18 protein-coding genes are annotated in these 15,593 nt (G+C 70.6%); 8 read left to right on the top strand and 10 right to left on the bottom strand.

The features are described from left to right. The first annotated feature begins 172 nt into the window (after nt 1-172). The 3 genes from EUA98_RS16510 (at nt 173) to EUA98_RS16500 (ending at nt 3,751) form a co-directional block, all read left to right on the top strand. Nucleotides 173-1,555 (top strand): MFS transporter, encoded by a 1,383-nt coding sequence (locus EUA98_RS16510; RefSeq protein WP_130103790.1) that lies wholly within the window; start codon nt 173-175, stop codon nt 1,553-1,555. 116 nt (nt 1,556-1,671) lie between these two features. Continuing rightward, on the top strand, nt 1,672-2,832 hold the full coding sequence (gene bglB, locus EUA98_RS16505) for a beta-galactosidase BglB (RefSeq protein WP_207219121.1): 1,161 nt from the start codon (nt 1,672-1,674) through the stop codon (nt 2,830-2,832). A gap of 49 nt (nt 2,833-2,881) precedes the next feature. After that, entirely contained in the window at nt 2,882-3,751 is an 870-nt protein-coding gene (locus EUA98_RS16500; RefSeq protein WP_130103789.1) for a fumarylacetoacetate hydrolase family protein, read from the top strand. On the opposite strand, the gene EUA98_RS16495 is transcribed toward EUA98_RS16500, so the two are convergent. The 4 genes from EUA98_RS16495 to EUA98_RS16480 all read right to left on the bottom strand — a co-directional run bounded on the left by EUA98_RS16495 (nt 3,726) and on the right by EUA98_RS16480 (nt 6,299). Then, nucleotides 3,726-4,541: a CPBP family intramembrane glutamic endopeptidase gene (locus tag EUA98_RS16495; RefSeq protein WP_130103788.1), complete on the bottom strand. Its 816-nt coding sequence runs from the start codon at nt 4,539-4,541 to the stop codon at nt 3,726-3,728. The genes EUA98_RS16500 and EUA98_RS16495 overlap by 26 nt on opposite strands. A 156-nt stretch (nt 4,542-4,697) precedes the next feature. Beyond that, nucleotides 4,698-5,171, bottom strand: a complete 474-nt coding sequence (locus EUA98_RS16490) for an SRPBCC family protein (RefSeq protein ID WP_130103787.1) — start codon at nt 5,169-5,171, stop codon at nt 4,698-4,700. Nucleotides 5,172-5,202: 31 nt separating this feature from the next. Further along, nucleotides 5,203-5,844, bottom strand: coding sequence for a dihydrofolate reductase family protein (locus EUA98_RS16485; RefSeq protein ID WP_130103786.1), 642 nt, complete (start codon nt 5,842-5,844; stop codon nt 5,203-5,205). A 50-nt stretch (nt 5,845-5,894) separates the two neighbouring features. Beyond that, complete coding sequence (locus tag EUA98_RS16480) at nt 5,895-6,299, bottom strand: nuclear transport factor 2 family protein (protein WP_130103785.1); 405 nt, start codon at nt 6,297-6,299, stop codon at nt 5,895-5,897. 116 nt (nt 6,300-6,415) lie between these two features. Between EUA98_RS16480 and EUA98_RS16475 the strand changes: the two genes are divergently transcribed. From EUA98_RS16475 to EUA98_RS16460, 4 genes are all read left to right on the top strand, one after another. Beyond that, entirely contained in the window at nt 6,416-6,904 is a 489-nt protein-coding gene (locus EUA98_RS16475; RefSeq protein WP_130103784.1) for a histidine kinase, read from the top strand. A gap of 80 nt (nt 6,905-6,984) precedes the next feature. Next, nucleotides 6,985-7,827, top strand: coding sequence for a DUF4097 family beta strand repeat-containing protein (locus tag EUA98_RS16470; RefSeq protein ID WP_130103783.1), 843 nt, complete (start codon nt 6,985-6,987; stop codon nt 7,825-7,827). 32 nt (nt 7,828-7,859) lie between these two features. Then, a complete protein-coding gene (locus EUA98_RS16465; RefSeq protein ID WP_130103782.1) occupies nt 7,860-8,804 on the top strand; it encodes an ATP-binding cassette domain-containing protein in 945 nt (314 codons plus the stop codon). Beyond that, nucleotides 8,801-9,637: an ABC transporter permease gene (locus tag EUA98_RS16460; RefSeq protein WP_130103781.1), complete on the top strand. Its 837-nt coding sequence runs from the start codon at nt 8,801-8,803 to the stop codon at nt 9,635-9,637. Before EUA98_RS16465 ends, EUA98_RS16460 begins: the two co-directional genes overlap by 4 nt. 41 nt (nt 9,638-9,678) lie before the next feature. Here EUA98_RS16460 and EUA98_RS16455 read toward each other — a convergent pair whose 3' ends face one another. From EUA98_RS16455 to EUA98_RS16430, 6 genes are all read right to left on the bottom strand, one after another. Then, nucleotides 9,679-10,983: an NAD(P)/FAD-dependent oxidoreductase gene (locus tag EUA98_RS16455; protein WP_130103780.1), complete on the bottom strand. Its 1,305-nt coding sequence runs from the start codon at nt 10,981-10,983 to the stop codon at nt 9,679-9,681. A 20-nt stretch (nt 10,984-11,003) separates the two neighbouring features. Further along, on the bottom strand, nt 11,004-11,951 hold the full coding sequence (locus EUA98_RS16450; protein ID WP_130103779.1) for an electron transfer flavoprotein subunit alpha/FixB family protein: 948 nt from the start codon (nt 11,949-11,951) through the stop codon (nt 11,004-11,006). Continuing rightward, complete coding sequence (locus EUA98_RS16445; RefSeq protein WP_130103778.1) at nt 11,948-12,724, bottom strand: electron transfer flavoprotein subunit beta/FixA family protein; 777 nt, start codon at nt 12,722-12,724, stop codon at nt 11,948-11,950. Before EUA98_RS16445 ends, EUA98_RS16450 begins: the two co-directional genes overlap by 4 nt. 37 nt (nt 12,725-12,761) lie before the next feature. Further along, nucleotides 12,762-13,613, bottom strand: a complete 852-nt coding sequence (locus EUA98_RS16440) for a MetQ/NlpA family ABC transporter substrate-binding protein (protein ID WP_130103777.1) — start codon at nt 13,611-13,613, stop codon at nt 12,762-12,764. Nucleotides 13,614-14,012: 399 nt separating this feature from the next. Beyond that, nucleotides 14,013-14,210, bottom strand: coding sequence for a hypothetical protein (locus EUA98_RS16435; RefSeq protein WP_130103776.1), 198 nt, complete (start codon nt 14,208-14,210; stop codon nt 14,013-14,015). Between the two features lie 334 nt (nt 14,211-14,544). Then, nucleotides 14,545-15,222 carry a GOLPH3/VPS74 family protein gene (locus EUA98_RS16430; protein ID WP_165372865.1) on the bottom strand — a complete coding sequence of 226 codons (678 nt, stop codon included), beginning with the start codon at nt 15,220-15,222 and terminating at the stop codon, nt 14,545-14,547. On the opposite strand from EUA98_RS16430, the gene EUA98_RS20560 reads away from it, so the two are divergent. Further along, the gene (locus tag EUA98_RS20560; protein WP_350339508.1) at nt 15,178-15,555 is read left to right on the top strand and encodes a mannonate dehydratase; all 378 of its coding nucleotides are present in this window, start codon (nt 15,178-15,180) and stop codon (nt 15,553-15,555) included. The genes EUA98_RS16430 and EUA98_RS20560 overlap by 45 nt on opposite strands. Nucleotides 15,556-15,593 lie beyond the last annotated feature (38 nt).

Raw genomic sequence — 15,593 nt, 5'->3', positions numbered from 1 at the left:
CTGACAACACGGCGTAACGACTCACCCGCAACAGCATGCCAATGAGCACCAAACCGAGCTAGGGAGACATGCCCTAGCGCGCAGTGCTTTGCCCAGCAGTTCCGATCACGACCACACGTTCCGAACGAACCAGTTCCCGTCCCTCGCCATTGGCGCCGAAGGGGATCAGCACATGAGCACGACCATTTCCGGGGAGATCCAGCCTGAAGCCGGGATCGGCAAGCGCGACCCGAAGAAGGCTGCGATGAGCGGCTGGATCGGGAGCGCGCTCGAGTACTACGACTTCGCGTTGTACTCGCAGGCCGCGGCACTCGTCTTCCCGGCAGTCTTCTTCCCGTCCGGCAACCCGACAGTCGCCATCATCGCCTCGCTCGCGACCTACGCGGTGGGCTACGTCTCGCGTCCGATCGGCGCGATCGTCCTGGGCGCGTGGGGGGACCGGCACGGCCGCAAGAACGTGCTCACTTTCGCGATGCTGCTGATGGGGGTCGCGACCTTCGCGGTCGGGCTGCTGCCCACGTACGGCAAGGTCGGCATTCTCGCGCCCATCCTGCTGGTGACCCTGCGCCTGGTCCAAGGGTTCGCCGTCGCCGGCGAGCTCGGCGGTGCCAGCGCGATGATCGTCGAGCATTCCCCCGACGCAAGGCGCGGCTTCTTCGCGAGCTTCAGCCTGCAGGGCACGCAGTTCGGCTCGATCCTGGCCATGGGTCTCATGCTTCCGCTCGCCGCGGTCCTCGACGACAACCAGTTCCAGACCTGGGGCTGGCGCATCCCGTTCCTGCTGAGCGCCTTCGTCATCCTGGCCGGGTTCGTCATCCGCCGCCGGGTGGAGGAGCCCCCGGTGTTCCTCGCGCAGTCCGACGAGACCAAGGCGAAGCGTCAGTTCCCGATCGTCGAGCTCGTGCACACCCACCTGTGGGTCCTGGTCCGTTGCATCCTCATGACCCTCACCAACGTGATCGGCATGGCGACCCTCGTCTTCGGAGTCGCGTACGCCACCCAGGACGGGTACGGCATCGGCTTCACCAAGAGCGACTTCCTCTGGGTGACGCTCGTGGCCAACGTGGTTGCGGTCGTGACGATCCCGATGTTCGGTGCGCTCTCCGACCGGATCGGCCGGCGCACTCTGATGCTGGTCGGCGGGATCGGCGGCGGCCTGCTCGCGGGGGGCTACCTGTGGGCGATCGACCAGGGGAGCCTGCCGCTGGTCTTCGTGTGCGTCGTCGTCATCCAGGGCGTCTTCTTCCAGATGTGGAACGCCACCTTCGCCACCTTCTACCAGGAGCAGTTCCCGATGCGCATCCGGGTGACCGGGTTCGCGGTGTCGCAGAACGTCGGCCTGATGATCGCGGCATTCTTCCCGAGCATCTTCACCGCGATCGCTCCCCCCGGCACGACGAACGTCCCGCTCGTGATCGGGTCCATGACGTTCGGCATCTGCCTCGTCGCGGCGCTGGCCACGTTCTTGTCGGCCGAGACCAAGGGCACCTCGCTCGAGGACCTGGAGACGCCGTCGGGCGCCGGTCAGCGGTCTCTCAAGCCCAGCAGCGTCTGAGCCCGCGCACTCGTGCCGTCGACCGCTCGAGAACGCGATCGACGGCACGAGTGCACCAGACTCGTCGCACACCGCCCGCCCCCGCCCCGAACAGCACGACTAACGGAGATCCGGCTATGACGAAGACGCCGCACGAGATGCCGAAGGCGTGGCCGGTGAAGCACAGTGCGCTGCTGCGGGCGCCGGAGCGGTTCATCTCCCGCGAGGGCATCGACGAGCTGGTGCGTCGACTGACCGACAACCTGGTCAACATCACGGACGAGACCGGGGAGTTCCTCCTGCGGCTCGACGACGGCCGGGTCATCGACACCAAGGGCTGGGCGGGCTGGGAGTGGACCCAGGGGATCGGCCTGTACGGGATCTGGCAGTACTACGACCAGACCGGCGACCCGGCGATGCGGGACATCGTCGACTCCTGGTTCGCCGCCCGGCTGGTCGAGGGCACGACCAAGAACGTCAACACGATGGCGCCATTTCTGACCCTCGCCTACCGGTACGAGGAGACGGGAGATCGCACGCTGCGGCCCTGGCTCGGCTCGTGGGCCGAGTGGGCGATGCGCTCGATGCCGCGCACGCCGCACGGCGGCATGCAGCACATCACGCTGGCTGAGGAGAACCACCACCAGCTGTGGGACGACACGCTCATGATGACGGTCCTGCCGCTGGCGAAGATCGGCCTGCTGCTCGACCGGCCCGACGACGTCCGCGAGGCGACGTTCCAGTTCCTCACCCACGTCGCGTACCTCATGGACCGTGAGACGGGGCTGTGGTTCCACGGCTGGTCGTTCGAGGGCCACCACAACTTCGCGAAGGCCCGCTGGGCCCGCGGCAACTCGTGGCTCACGATGGTGATCCCCGACTTCCTCGAGCTCGTGGACCTGCCGGAGTCCGACCCGGTGCGCCGGTTCCTGATCCAGGTCCTGGACGCCCAGGTCGCTGCCCTCGCCGCGTTGCAGGCCGACACCGGGTTGTGGCACACGCTGCTGGACGACCCGGAGTCGTACTGCGAGGCCTCCGCGACGGCGGGCTTCGCGTACGGGATCCTCAAGGCCGTGCGCAAGGGGTACCTCGACGCGACCTACTCCCCAGTGGCGGAGAAGGCGGTCCAGGGGATCGTCGCGAACGTCTCCGACGACGGCGAGCTGCAGCAGGTGTCGTTCGGCACCGGCATGGGGTCGGACCTGGACTTCTACCGGGCGATCCCGCGCACCTCGATGCCCTACGGGCAGGCCATGGCGATCCTGTGCCTGGCGGAGTACCGGCGCACCTACTACTGAGTCGCGCCCGAACGACGGCGCGATCACCCGACCCTACGAAGGAGAGCGCATGAGACTCGTCAGCGTTGACATCGACGGACAGGAACGGCCCGGCGCCGTCGTGGCCGGCCCGGACGGCGTCGACCGCGTGCTGGATCTGAGCGCGATCACGGGCAGCGCGACCCTCGCGCAGCTCCTGGCCGACGACGCGGCGCTCACCGCCGCGCGCGCTGCGGTCGGCCGGGCGGACAGCACGGTCCTGCCCCGGCTGGCGGACGTGCGGCTCGCGCCGCCGGTGCGCCCGCGCACGATCCTGTGCCTCGGCTACAACTACGAGGGTCACGTCGAGGCCGGGCTGAGTCCGGAGACACCGCCGCCCTATCCGAACGTCTTCATCAAGACCGCGAACACGATCGGTGGTCCGCGCGACCTCGTGGTGATGCCGCCCGCCGCGACCGACGTCGACTACGAGGGCGAGATCGCCGTCGTGATCGGCCGGGTCACCCGCGACGTCGACGAGGCGGACGCGATGGCGCACGTCGCCGGGTACACCCTGTTCAACGACGTGTCCGACCGCGGCTGGCAGAACCGCGCGAGCCAGTGGGCCCTGGGCAAGAGCGTCGACGGTTTCGGTCCGCTCGGCCCCTGGATCGTGACCACCGACGAGGTGCCGGACCTGGCAGGCCGGCTGATGGAGGTCGAGCGCGACGGCGTCGTGACGGTGCGGGCCAGCACGGACGCGATGGTATACGGCGTCGCGTTCTTGGTGCACTACCTGTCCCAGATCATCACCCTGCAGCCCGGCGACATCATCTCGACCGGGACCCCCGCCCGGTCGGCGCAGGCCCAGGCGGTCCACGTGCCGCTCGCCCACGGAGAGACGGTGACCGTCCGGGTCACCGGCCTCGGGGAGCTCACGACGACGTTCGTCCGGTCCTGAGGGAAGCTGACCGTCGGGGATCAGCCTCGATCGGCCTGGGTGCCCCCGCGTCGCTGCTCCTGATCTCAAGCCGGGCGGCGCTGCGGGTGTCCCGCGGGCTGTGCGGCCATCGCGGGACCACGACTCCCAAGGTCAGCAGCATCACGTGGGCCGCACCGACGACCACGTCTGGGAGGGGTTCGGTCGCGAGCAGTGTGGTGAAGTCCGCGGTGGCGTGGACCACGATCAGTGGCCAGATCCAGCGAAATCTCCACTGGAAGGCGGCGAGGGCGAACCCGAAGATGGCGGACAAGGCCACATTGCCGAGGATGTCGCCAGCGGCCCTCGACGTCAGTGCAAAGGCGGACAGGTGCTGCAGCCCGAACAGTGCGCCGGTGAAGGTCACCGCCACGGCCGGGCGGTACGCCTCCCGCAGCCGTGAGAGGACCACGCCTCGGCTGATCAGTTCCTCATTGAAGCCGACGAGCACCAGGGTGAGGGCCCAGAGTGGATAGCCGGGGGCGCGTTCCGTCAGTCCGCTAGGCAGAGCCCACGAGATTGCCTCGACAGCCAGGGGGATCAGGACGACGAGCGCAGCCCAGGAGCGCCACGCCACTGTCGCTCCGGAGGATCGCCACAGGCGCCGTCTCGTCATCAGGACGACGGCCAGGATCGACACAGCAGTATTGGCCACCAGGCCCAGGTACCAGCCGTCGATGCCGACCGCGCCGGCGATCGCGAGCACGGCCAGCATCGTGAGGAAGCGAAGTACGTGAACACCCGCGGCGTCCACGAGGGGGTGGAGTCGCACCTGACGGCTCCTTGCCTCTGATGTGATGCCTCGGTGATGGTCCGGCGCCCATCAAACCGTCCGCGCGTGAACTCCGGGTGTCACCCAGACCCTGCGGAGATGAATCACCGCAGGGATGGTTCCGGCTCGCCCACACCACTGGGGGAGTGGGGTGGTTCACCTGGCCGCTGATGGGCTTGCGGCGGTGCCGACCGTCGGCGTCGACTCCAGATAGCGCTTGAGGCTCGCCCAGTTGGTGGCCTCCTGACGCCGGCCCACGCGGACGATGATCGGGCGGAGGGCCTTGAGCGCACCGTTGGGCTGAACCTCGAACGACCAGCGCAACCGGGTGCCACCGACGGTGGGCTCGAACGTCAGCACGCCGCGGATCTCCGCCGACGGCATCGTCGTCGTGCTCGCGAGCCGCGTGGGACGGTCGTACTCCGTGGTCTCGAGGACCATGTCCGGCGTGCGTCGCGACTTCATGGTCGCTCGGAACTGAGTCCCGGTGCCGATCGCGCCGTCGGTGAGCTTCTCAGCACGCAGCATCCGAGGGTTGTACTTCGGCTCATTGCGCTCGTCGGCCACGAAGTCGAACACCTCGGAGATGGGCCGACTGATCACGATCTCACCGCGGATGCTTGCCGCCATCTCGGTGCCTCTCTCCTGCCGGTGTGCGGGGTCAGGCCGGGTGGATGACCTCCTTGCCGTCGATGACCTCGATGTCGCCGTGGCCGAGCGACCCGGCCGGTTGCAGCGTCAGGGCGACGGCCCCCGAGGATGTGGTCGTCGACCGGACGAGGGTGAGCGACCCCGGGGCGCTGCCGTCGCGGAAGAGTCGCTTTCCCCGCCCGACGACGACCGGGAAGATGATCAGCCGGTACTCGTCGATCAGGCCGGCGTCGTGCAGCGTGTGGGCCAGTGTGCAGCTGCCATGGACCTGGAGCTCGCCGCCCGGCTTCGCCTTGAGCCGTTCAACCGCGGCGGGGACGTCGCGGGCGATGACGGACGAGTTCTGCCACCCGGGATCTCGCAGCGTGGTCGAGACCACGTGCTTGGGCCTGGTGTTGAGAACCGTGGCCACGACGTCGTCCGGATCGGTGATCTGGGACCAGAAGGCGTGCATCATGTCGTAGGTCGTCCGGCCGAACAGGATCTCGTCGGTCTGCGCGAACCAGGCGTCGACGATCGCCCCGAACTCCTCGTCGACGAAGGGCACGACCCACCCGCCCTGGTCGAAGCCGCCGGACCGGTCCTCGTCCGGTCCGCCGGGTCCCTGCATGACGCCGTCGAGGCTGAGGAAGACGTTGAGGGTGAGCTTCATCGTGGTCTCCTTGTCGAGGCCGGCTGGCCGCCTGTCGCATGACCGCGGGATCACCCGTGCTCAGGTCGGCGGAGGTAGTACTCGGTGAACTCGCGGCAGCGTCCCTCGCCGTCGAACCGCATCACGAAGCAGTTCTCATACGTGCGCACGACCGGCCCTCCCGGCAGCGCGCGATAGCGCGAGGTGCCGGTCGCCACGACGGTGGCACCGTCGACGGCGACCGGTGAGTACTCGGCCTCGTACGTCCCCGGTTCATCACGGGTGGAGCTGTCATCCGCGCCGCTCTCGCCCAGCCAGGACGCGACGACGGCGTCCCGACCGAGGATCGGCTCGTCGTAAGGGTGGTAGCGGTACGCGACATCGTGGCTGAACAGTCCGGCTATCTCGCTCGGCTCGTAGGACAACCACGCGGCGACGTACCGGTCGAGCCAGCCCTGAGCAGCCTCTTTGTCCATCTGTCTACCTTACGAGCGATCGAGATTCCCGTCTCGGCCAGGGGCGCAGACCGTTCGCGGACTCGATGACACCACAATCGCTTGACGAGACACCACGATGGTGTCATCGTGGTGACATGGAACTTGGACAGTACGTCAGCGAGCTGCAGCGTCAGCTGGTGGATGCCGCGGCGAACGGCGCCCCGGACACGCTTGCCGTCGCGGAGCGGCTCGTCGGCGCACTAGATGCCGCGACGCGGCTCGTTCTCCTCGACGCCCTGTCGGCCGCGGTCGGCGAGATCACCCGCGACCTCGCGCCCGGCTCGGTGGACCTGCGGCTGCGCGGACGGGAGGTCGAGTTCGTCGTCGTCCAGCCCAACAACGAGGGTGACGCCGACGAGCGGCCCGCGGCCACCGTCGACCTCGACGAGGCGAGCACCTCGCGCACGACGCTGCGCCTGCCGGACGCGCTCAAGGCGCGGGTGGACGACGCGGCGGCGGCCGACGGACTGTCCGTCAACACCTGGCTGGTCCGAGCGGTTGCGGCCGCGCTCCAGCCCAAGCAACGACGCTCCACGCAGCGCACGCTGCGCGCCGGCGACAACTTCGCGGGCTGGGCGCGCTAGCCCGCTCGGCCACCACCTCCATCAACCACGCAGACCCGCGGGGTCGCACGAGCACGCCCACAGAAGGGACAGCGGCACTCATGCCCACCTACAGCACCCCCACCCCCATCGACCTCGCCATCAACCTGCAGGTCGGCGCGATCGAGGTCATCGCCGGTGACCGCGCCGACACGGTCGTGACCGTGTCGCCCAGCAACCCGGCGAAGGCGGTCGACCGCCGAGGCGCGGAGGAGACCAAGGTCGACCTCAACGGCCAGCGACTCACCATCTCCGGCGTGCGGCCCCGCTTCAGCTGGCTCGGCCCCACCGAGTCGGTCGACGTGCGGGTCGAGCTGCCGACGGGGTCGCGGGTCACCGCCGAGATCGCCATGGGCGCCGTACGCGCCGTCGGACGGCTCGGCGCCACCCGGATCAAGAGCTTGATGGGTCCCGTGGACGTCGACTCCACCGGTGACCTGTGGCTGCGCGCCGGGCACGGCAACGCGACCGTGGGTACAGCCGACGGCGGGATCGAGATCACGGCGGACCACGGTCAGATCCGGGTCGGCACGGTCACCGGCGACGCGATCCTCAAGGCGTCGCACGGCTCCGTCCAGATCGGGGAGGCGGGCGGCGATCTCGACGCGAAGCTCTCCTACGGCGACCTGGAGATCACGACGGCGCTCGCCTCCGTCGCGGCGAAGACCGCGTACGGCGCCATCCAGCTGCGCGAGGTCTCGAGCGGCTCCATCCAGCTCGAGAGCGGATTCGGCCAGATCACCATCAGCGTGCGGCCGGGCGTCGCCGCCTGGCTCGACCTGGCCTCGAAGGACGGGCACGTGCGCAGCGAGCTCGACGGCGACCGCGCCCCGGACGATTCCGAGCAGTCCGTCGCCGTCCGTGCCCGTACCCGCGGCGACATCACCATCCGGCGCGCGCGATGACGTCGGGCAACGAGCAGAAGGGAACCACACCCATGACAACCACAGCGATCGACGTCCGCGGGCTGCGGAAGTCCTACGGTGCCAAGCTCGTGCTCGACGACGTCGACCTCGCCGTGAGCGCGGGCACCGTCACCGCGCTGCTCGGCCCGAACGGCGCCGGCAAGACGACGACCGTGCACATCCTGTCCACGCTCCTGCGACCCGACGGCGGCACGGCAGCCGTGAACGGATGCGACGTCGTGCGCGATCCGGACGGTGTGCGCGCGGTGATCGGCCTGACCGGCCAGTTCTCGGCGGTCGACAAGCTGCTGACGGGGGAGGAGAACCTCCTGCTGATGGCCCGGCTGCGCCACCTCGGTGCGAAGCGTTCGAAGACTCGGGTGGCCGAGCTGCTCGAGCAGTTCGACCTCGTCGAGGCCGCACGCAAGCCGCTCGCGACCTACTCCGGCGGGATGCAGCGCCGCCTCGACCTCGCGATGACCCTCGTCGCGACCCCGAGCGTGATCTTCCTCGACGAGCCCACCACGGGCCTGGACCCACGCAGCCGCCACACCATGTGGGACATCGTGCGCGGCCTCGTCGCGGACGGCACGACCGTGCTGCTCACCACCCAGAACCTCGCGGAGGCGGACGAGCTCGCGGACCGGATCGCGGTGCTCGACGGCGGCCGCATCGTCGCCGAGGGGACACCGGACGAGCTCAAGCGCCTCGTGCCCGGCGGGCACATCCGGCTCCGGTTCGCGGATGCCGCGGCGCTCGACGCCGCCTCCCGCGTGCTCGACGAGTCCGCGCGCGACGACGCGGGGCTCGCGCTCACCGTGCCGAGCCACGGCGGGGTCCGCGCGCTGCGCACCGCGCTCGACCGCCTCGATGCGGCCGCCCTCGAGGTCGACGACCTCAGCATCCACACCCCGGATCTCGATGACGTGTTCTTCGCACTCACGGGCCGCCTCGACGCGAAGGGAACCGAGTCATGACCGCCACCACCGCCCAGCGCCCCCCGGCCCCGGGGGCCGCCCGGCAGTCGCACGTCGTCGCCGACGCGCTCACGATGCTGCACCGCAACCTGCTGCACATGGTGCGGTACCCGGGCCTGTCGGTGTTCACCATCGTGGGGCCGGTGGTGCTCCTGCTGTTCTTCGTGTTCGTGTTCGGCGGCACGCTCGGGGCCGGCCTGCCCGGGGTCGACCCGGCCGGCGGACGGGCGGCGTACGTCGAGTACGTCCTGCCGGGCATCCTGCTGCTGACCATCGCCGGCAGCGCCGGCGGCACCGCGACGACGGTCGCGATGGACATGGCCGAGGGGATCACGGCGCGGTTCCGCACGATGGCGATCTCGCGGGCGGCGGTGCTCGCCGGGCACGTGCTCGGCAACACGATCCAGGCGATCATCGCCGTCGCGCTCGTGCTCGGCGTGGGCCTGCTGATCGGCTTCCGTCCGACCGCCGGCCCGATCGAGTGGATCGCCGCCGCCGGGCTGATCGTGCTCATCGCGTACGCGATCACCTGGCTCGGGGTCGCGATGGGCATGCAGGCGAAGTCGGTCGAGACGGCCAGCAACTGGCCCCTGCTGCTGATGTTCCTGCCGTTCCTCAGCAGCGGTTTCGTGCCGACCGAGTCGATGCCGCAGGGGATGCAGTGGTTCGCGCAGTACCAGCCGTTCACCCCGTTCATCGAGGCCGTCCGCGGACTGCTGCTCGGCACCCCGCTCGGCGGGAGCGTGGCGCTCGCGATCGGGTGGTGCGTCGTGCTCGCCGTCGGCGGCTACGCCTGGTCGATGGCGATCTACGAGCGGAAGTCGGTGCGCTGAGCCGTTCGGCCGGCGGCTCGAGAGCGCCGCGCCGCGGGGCGTCAGCCCGCGACGGTGCCGGAGTTCACGGCCGGCTCGCGCAGCCGGGAGAAGGTGCCCAGGTCGATCGTCAGCCCGCTGACGGCGCCCTGGTAGGCGACCGGGTCGGTGTCGTGATCGACTCCCGCGGCGACCGCCTCGATGATGTCGGCCATGAACTCGCCCACGATCGGCGCGTTCTTGAACTGGTTGCCGCTCGTACCCATGGCGACGAACCAGCCGGCAGCGTCCGTCCGGTCGTAGATGGGCGTCCAGTCGGTCGTGACGTCGTACACCCCGACGACGCCGGTCGGCCGTGGCGGGATCCTCAGTCGGGGGAACCGGCGGGCGGCCCGGGTGACCTGCCGGTCGAACATCTGGGCGGTGCGGCGCGGGTTGACCTCGTCGGGGTCGGTCACCCACTCGAGCGGGTCGCACGCGGGCTCGGTGCCGCCCACGACCAGACCGCCCGAGAGCTCCGGCCGGAGGTAGTAGCCCAGGTCCTGGTCCGCGACGCTCGGGCCGATCCCGCCGGGCGGGTTGAAGCCCGCCGGTGCGGGCACGGCGTGGACCTCCTGGCGCAGCGGCCGGGTGGTCACCCGGAACTCACCGCCCACCCCCGCGAGCGCGTTCAGGGCGCCGGACCACGGACCGGCGGCGTTGACCACGACCGGCGCCGACAGGAGCGTGCCGTCGTCGAGCCGCAGCCGCCAGGAGTCGTCGGCCTGCTGGGCCACCTCGACGACCCGGCGCCGGAACACCATCCGCGCCCCGCGGCGCACGGCGGCGGCCGCGAAGTTGTGGCACGCCAGCCGGGGATCGTCGATGAAGCCGGCCTGCGGCGTGTACAGCGCCCCGAGATCGCCGTCGGGCTCGTTGAAGAAGTCGTCGTCGTCCAGGGGGCGCGGCGGGTAGAAGTGGCCGGTGTCGATCCCCGGCAGCGCGCGGGCCAGGTCGTCCGGTGCCCATTCCTCGTAGGTGATGCCGAGCTGCTGGAAGAAGTCGATCGAGCGTTCCCGCGGGAACGTCTCGACGTCGAGCATCACCATGCCGTTGCGTCGGAGGGTGACCAGCGCCTCGTCCTGCGGGGCCTGCAGGTAGTCGCGCAGGGACGCCCACAGGTCGGCGGCCTCCCAGGCGGTCACGGCCGACTCCAGCACCGAGTAGTTGAACCGGACGATGCCGCTCGACGCGCTGGAGCTCCCGAAGCCGGCGCCGGCCGCCTTGTCGACGACGACGACCTCGTGCCCGCGTGCGGCGAGCTGAGCGGCGATCGAGGAGCCGATGATGCCGGCTCCCACGATGATCGCGTCAGCGGTCTGGTTCATGGCGTGCCTTTCGATCGGGGTCACAGGGCCCGGGCCCGCACGGCGGCGGCGGCCTGCGGCAGGACGGCGAACACGTCCCCCACGATGCCGAGGTCGGCGATGTCGAAGATCGGCGCGCCCGGGTCGGAGTTGATGGCGATGATGGTCCGGGCCGATCGCATGCCCGCGACGTGCTGGATCGCGCCGGAGATCCCGGCGGCGATGTACAGCTGCGGGGCAACGGTCTTGCCGGTCTGCCCCACCTGGACGTCGTGCGGCAGCCAGCCGGCGTCCACGGCGGCCCGCGACCCGCCGATGGCGGCACCCAGCGCGTCCGCGAGGTCCTCGACCGGACCGAGGTCGCCCGCGAGCCCGCGCCCGGCCGCCACGATGACGCTCGCGGCGGCGAGGTCGGGCCGACCGGTCACCGCGCGCGGGGTTCGGCTGAGCACGCGGACGCGCGTTGCCGGGTCCGCTGGGAGGTCGACGTGGATCGGTGCGACCGCGGACACCCGGATCGTGGGGTCGGCGTCGCTCGCACCGAGCGCCACGGTAAGGACCGGGATCCCGCGGGTGACCTGGCACGTGGTCAGGTACGAGCCGGCGAAGGCCGAGATCGTCGCCACCAGGGCGGCATCCACCCCGACCGCCCTGGTGATCACCCCGCTGTCCAAGGCGACTCCGAGCGCGGCGGCCACCTGCGTGCCGTCCACCGAGCTGGGCAGCAGCACGGCGACGACGTCGCCGGCCGCGACGAGCGCGGCGAGCAGCGCGGCGACCGGCCCCGCCAGGAGCGCGTCCGGGTCCTGCGGCTCCGCGACGAGCACCCGCGCTCCGTGGCCGGCGACCTGGTCGCACAGATCGCCGTCGGCGGGCCCGACCAGGACGGCCACGGGGTCCCCCCAGCTGCGCGCCAGGGTGAGCAGCTCGGCGCCGGACCGGGTGGCGCTGGTGCCGTCGTGCTCGACCAGGACGAGGACGTCGCTCACGGTGCGAGCTCCAGCTCTGCCAGGAAGGCCGCCAGATGCTCGCCCGCGTGCCCGTCGTCGTGCAGGATCCTCCCCGCTGCCCGCGCCGGCACGGCCGTGACCGATCGCACGGCGGTTCCGGATCCGGCCGCACCGACCACAGCCGGGTCGATTCCCAGGGTCGTCAGGCTCCAGGTCTCGACGGACTTGCGGCGCGCGGCCATCGCGACGCGCGCGGTCGGGTAGAGCGCCGGGTCCGAGCGGTCGCTCACGGACACCACCGCGGGCAGCTCGCCCACGAGCACGAGCGTCTCGTCGTCGGTGTCCCGGCGGATTCGCACGGTGCGCTCCTCGACCTCGACGCGCGCCGCGCTGAGCAGTACCGGCAGGCGGAGCCGCGCCGCGACCATCGCCGGGACCAGTGAGGTCCCGGCGTCGGTCGAGGACGTGCCGGTCACCACGAGGTCGACCGCCCCGATCGCCTGCACGGCCGCGGCGAGCACGCGGGACGTGGCGAGGGCGTCGGAACCGTGCAGCGCCGGATCCTCGACGTGCACCGCCCTGTCGGCGCCGAGCTGGAGGGCGCGACGCGCCGCCTCATCGGCATCGGGCGGGCCCATCGTGAGGGCGACCACCTCGCCGCCGTGCTGCTCGCGGGCGCGCCGTGCCACCTCGAGCGCGTACTCGTCCAGCTCGCACAGCACGCCCTCGACCTCACGGTCCACCGCGAGGTCGAGGGCAAAGCCGCGCTCCAGAGCGTCGGGCACGTACTTGACCAGCACGACGATCCTCATGAGGGCTCCCGTTCTTCAGGTCTGATCCGCGCCGGCGTCAGAAGGCCGCGAGGACCTCGCCGTCGGGCCAGCGCTGCTCGATGAACGCCTTGACCTCGGGGGAGTGCAGGAGGTCGTCGAGCGTGGCGAGGGCCTCGCTGTCCTTGTCTTCGGAGCGGAAGGCCAGGAAGTTGGCGTACGGGTTGTCTTCGCCGGACTCGATCAGGAGCGAGTCCTTCGCCGGGTTGAGGCCGGCCTCGAGCGCGTAGTTGCCGTTGATGATCGCCAGGTCGACGTCGGGCAGCGCCCGGACCAGCTGCTCGGGGGCCGTCTCGATGAACTCGAAGTTCTTCGGGTTCGTCTTGATGTCGAGAAGCGTGGCGAGCTCGTCGCCGGTGTCGTTCAGCGTCAGCAGGTCGTTGGAGACCAGCAGATCGAGCGCACGGGCCTGGTTGCCCGGGTCGTTCGTGATGCCGAACGTCGCACCGTCGGGGATGTCGGCGAGGTCGGTGATCTTGTCGGAGTACAGCGCGTAGGGCTCGATGTGCACGCCCTCGAAGTGGTCGAACTCGTAGCCCTGCGCGGCGACCTGGGACTCGAAGTACGGCAGGTGCTGGAAGTAGTTCGCGTCCAGCTCGCCCTCGGCCAGCGCGGTGTTGGGCAGCACGTAGTCGTCGAACGTCGTGATGTCGAGCTCGAGGCCGGCGTCGGTGGCCAGGTTGGCCTGGACGAACTCGAGGATCTCGGCGTGCGGCGTGGGGCTCGCGCCGACCACGAGCGTGGTGAGCTCGCCGGCCGCGGCGGACGTCGGCGCATCGGCCGTGGCGTCGTCCGAGGCGCAACCGGTCAGTGCCAGTGCGATCGCCGCGATGGCGGCGACGCCGCCGAGTGCCTTCGTCGGGTTCTTCATGAGAGTCCTTCCAAACGGGTGCCCAGACGGGCGCGGGTGGTGAAGCCATGGGTGATCGAGCTGGCACCGCGGGGCGGTGCCGACGACCTCGACCAGGGGGGACGATCGGACGAACCCACACAGGGGCGCGTCAGGTCGGCGCCGATGCCGGGGAACGTTTCAGGGGTGGGGACGACAGGTCAGTCCCGCGGTCGGCCGACGCCCGTCTGGGCGTCGCCGGGCGCTCAGCTCAACAGCTGCAGCGCATGGCCAGGCAACACATTCGCGCCGCGGTGTGCACCGAGGGCGAGAAGGAGGTGTTGTCGGGGGCCATGTTCCGGAGTCCATCACGGGGACGTCCGGTGGGTGGAGATGCGTCCAGATGGTGGGATCGGAGGGGGAGGCCGACTCGGGACGCGGTCACGTCCACGCGCGCGCAACGGCCTCCGGCTGGGTGGTGATGCCCGCCATCGCGTCGAGCTGCGCCCACCAGCGGCGATTTCCCGGGTCGCCGAGACGTGCCGTGCCGGACGTCGATTCGCCCGGGACCTCACGGTCGCGGGCGCGCTGGGCGGTGGGGGTGGCCGTGGGGGTGGGGGTGACGACGGTGGTGGTCATGAGGGTCCTTCGGGGCGTCTGCGGGTCGTCGTCGCTGTCGCGGTCGGTCGAGGAGCCGGACGACCTCGAACGGGGGGACAGGGCGACGGGTGGGCCTGGTGCCGGCGTCAGCCGGCCACGAACTGGTCAGCTGAGCTGACAGCAGGCCCGACAGGAGCACGGAAGGACGCGGACCGAGCGGCGGCGAGGTGCGCCCGAGAGCGGGGCCGCGCTGGTGGTGATCGTCATCGGCCCCTCGCTCTCTCGTGATCGGTGGTGCTCATGACACCCGACCGACCGGTCGGTGTCAAGGACCGGCCGGTTCGTCTCGCATCGTGAGGTCGGCCGGTGACCTTCAGGCCGTGGTGGTGACGGTGGTGGCTGTCATCACGGCGGCCAGCACCGCCGCCTGCGCGACGTGGACCGGGCGTGCGACCGCGGCGGGCGTCGCGGTGGCGTCGGCGGTCGCCTGGGTGATGGCCTTGGCTCGGGCGTCGGCCTGCTTGCGGTGATGCTTGTCGACGACGTTGCGCACCATGGCGAGGGGGCGCAGCAGCGAGATGAGCAGGGCCGTGTGGGCGTCGGGCTCGCCGCTGTAGACCAGTACGCGCTGCAGGCGTGCCCGCAGCTCGTGCTCGAGCGCCGGATCGACGTCGGGCCACGGGGCGGTGACAACCAGCCCCAGCGCGGTGCAGCGCTCCTCGGTCAGCGCCCCGCGCTCGGCCAGCGAGGTGGCGATCTGGGTGCGCAGGGGCGCCAGGGCGGGCGGCAGCTGGGTCAGCCAGTGCTGCGCCGGGCGGGGCTCGTCGCTGGCAAGCAGCTCGGTCAGGGTGGCGGCCAGGAGCGGGCGCGAGGCCGTGCCGGCGACGCCGACGAGGGTCTTTCCCTTGGCGACCACCAGCCCTTCGGCCGCGAGGTCCAGCAGGAGCGCCCCGGCGAGCCCGGTGCCCAGAGCGACGGTGGCACCGGGCTGGTCGGACTCGTCGTCGTGCGCGAGCAGGAGGAGTTCCTCAGAGAGCGTCATTGCAGTCATGTGCCGACCCTGGCACAGCTCGGCCGCCCCCACCCGGGACCACCGGAGCATCTTGTGTCGAGGTCGGGTGACAAACGATGGCAACCGCTTGTCACGGTGGCCGTCCCGCGTGCTGTGTGGACGGCGGCGGCGATCGCCGACCGGAAGGAGCTCATCGAGGCCGCGGGACTGACGTGGTCGGTGGTGGAGTCCATCCCGGTGCACGAGGACATCAAGCGAGGAGGCCCGTCGCGGGACCGGTGGATCGCGGCCTACCAGGAGTCCGTGCGGAGTGGAATGTCAGCCAGGCGCGCTATCGGCCGGCCTTCGAATTCCTCGGATACCCGCAGGTAGCGCAGCGGGGCGTTCCTGTCAATTGTTCGAGGAATTAC

The sequence above is a fragment of the Pengzhenrongella frigida genome (genome assembly GCF_004168625.1).
GTDB lineage: Bacteria > Actinomycetota > Actinomycetes > Actinomycetales > Cellulomonadaceae > Pengzhenrongella > Pengzhenrongella frigida.
Note: the sequence above shows the minus strand (reverse complement) of the source record. Positions and strands in the feature narration are given on the sequence as shown.

Coding starts and splice junctions, on each gene's coding strand:
- EUA98_RS16440 (WP_130103777.1), bottom strand. CDS start 13,613: ATGAAGAACCCGACGAAGGCACTCGGCGGCGTCGCCGCCATCGCGGCG.
- EUA98_RS16480 (WP_130103785.1), bottom strand. CDS start 6,299: ATGGACAAAGAGGCTGCTCAGGGCTGGCTCGACCGGTACGTCGCCGCG.
- EUA98_RS16490 (WP_130103787.1), bottom strand. CDS start 5,171: ATGGCGGCAAGCATCCGCGGTGAGATCGTGATCAGTCGGCCCATCTCC.
- EUA98_RS16465 (WP_130103782.1), top strand. CDS start 7,860: ATGACAACCACAGCGATCGACGTCCGCGGGCTGCGGAAGTCCTACGGT.
- bglB (WP_207219121.1), top strand. CDS start 1,672: ATGACGAAGACGCCGCACGAGATGCCGAAGGCGTGGCCGGTGAAGCAC.
- EUA98_RS16475 (WP_130103784.1), top strand. CDS start 6,416: ATGGAACTTGGACAGTACGTCAGCGAGCTGCAGCGTCAGCTGGTGGAT.
- EUA98_RS16485 (WP_130103786.1), bottom strand. CDS start 5,844: ATGAAGCTCACCCTCAACGTCTTCCTCAGCCTCGACGGCGTCATGCAG.
- EUA98_RS16455 (WP_130103780.1), bottom strand. CDS start 10,983: ATGAACCAGACCGCTGACGCGATCATCGTGGGAGCCGGCATCATCGGC.
- EUA98_RS16445 (WP_130103778.1), bottom strand. CDS start 12,724: ATGAGGATCGTCGTGCTGGTCAAGTACGTGCCCGACGCTCTGGAGCGC.
- EUA98_RS16460 (WP_130103781.1), top strand. CDS start 8,801: ATGACCGCCACCACCGCCCAGCGCCCCCCGGCCCCGGGGGCCGCCCGG.
- EUA98_RS16435 (WP_130103776.1), bottom strand. CDS start 14,210: ATGACCACCACCGTCGTCACCCCCACCCCCACGGCCACCCCCACCGCC.
- EUA98_RS16500 (WP_130103789.1), top strand. CDS start 2,882: ATGAGACTCGTCAGCGTTGACATCGACGGACAGGAACGGCCCGGCGCC.
- EUA98_RS16470 (WP_130103783.1), top strand. CDS start 6,985: ATGCCCACCTACAGCACCCCCACCCCCATCGACCTCGCCATCAACCTG.
- EUA98_RS16510 (WP_130103790.1), top strand. CDS start 173: ATGAGCACGACCATTTCCGGGGAGATCCAGCCTGAAGCCGGGATCGGC.
- EUA98_RS16430 (WP_165372865.1), bottom strand. CDS start 15,222: ATGACTGCAATGACGCTCTCTGAGGAACTCCTCCTGCTCGCGCACGAC.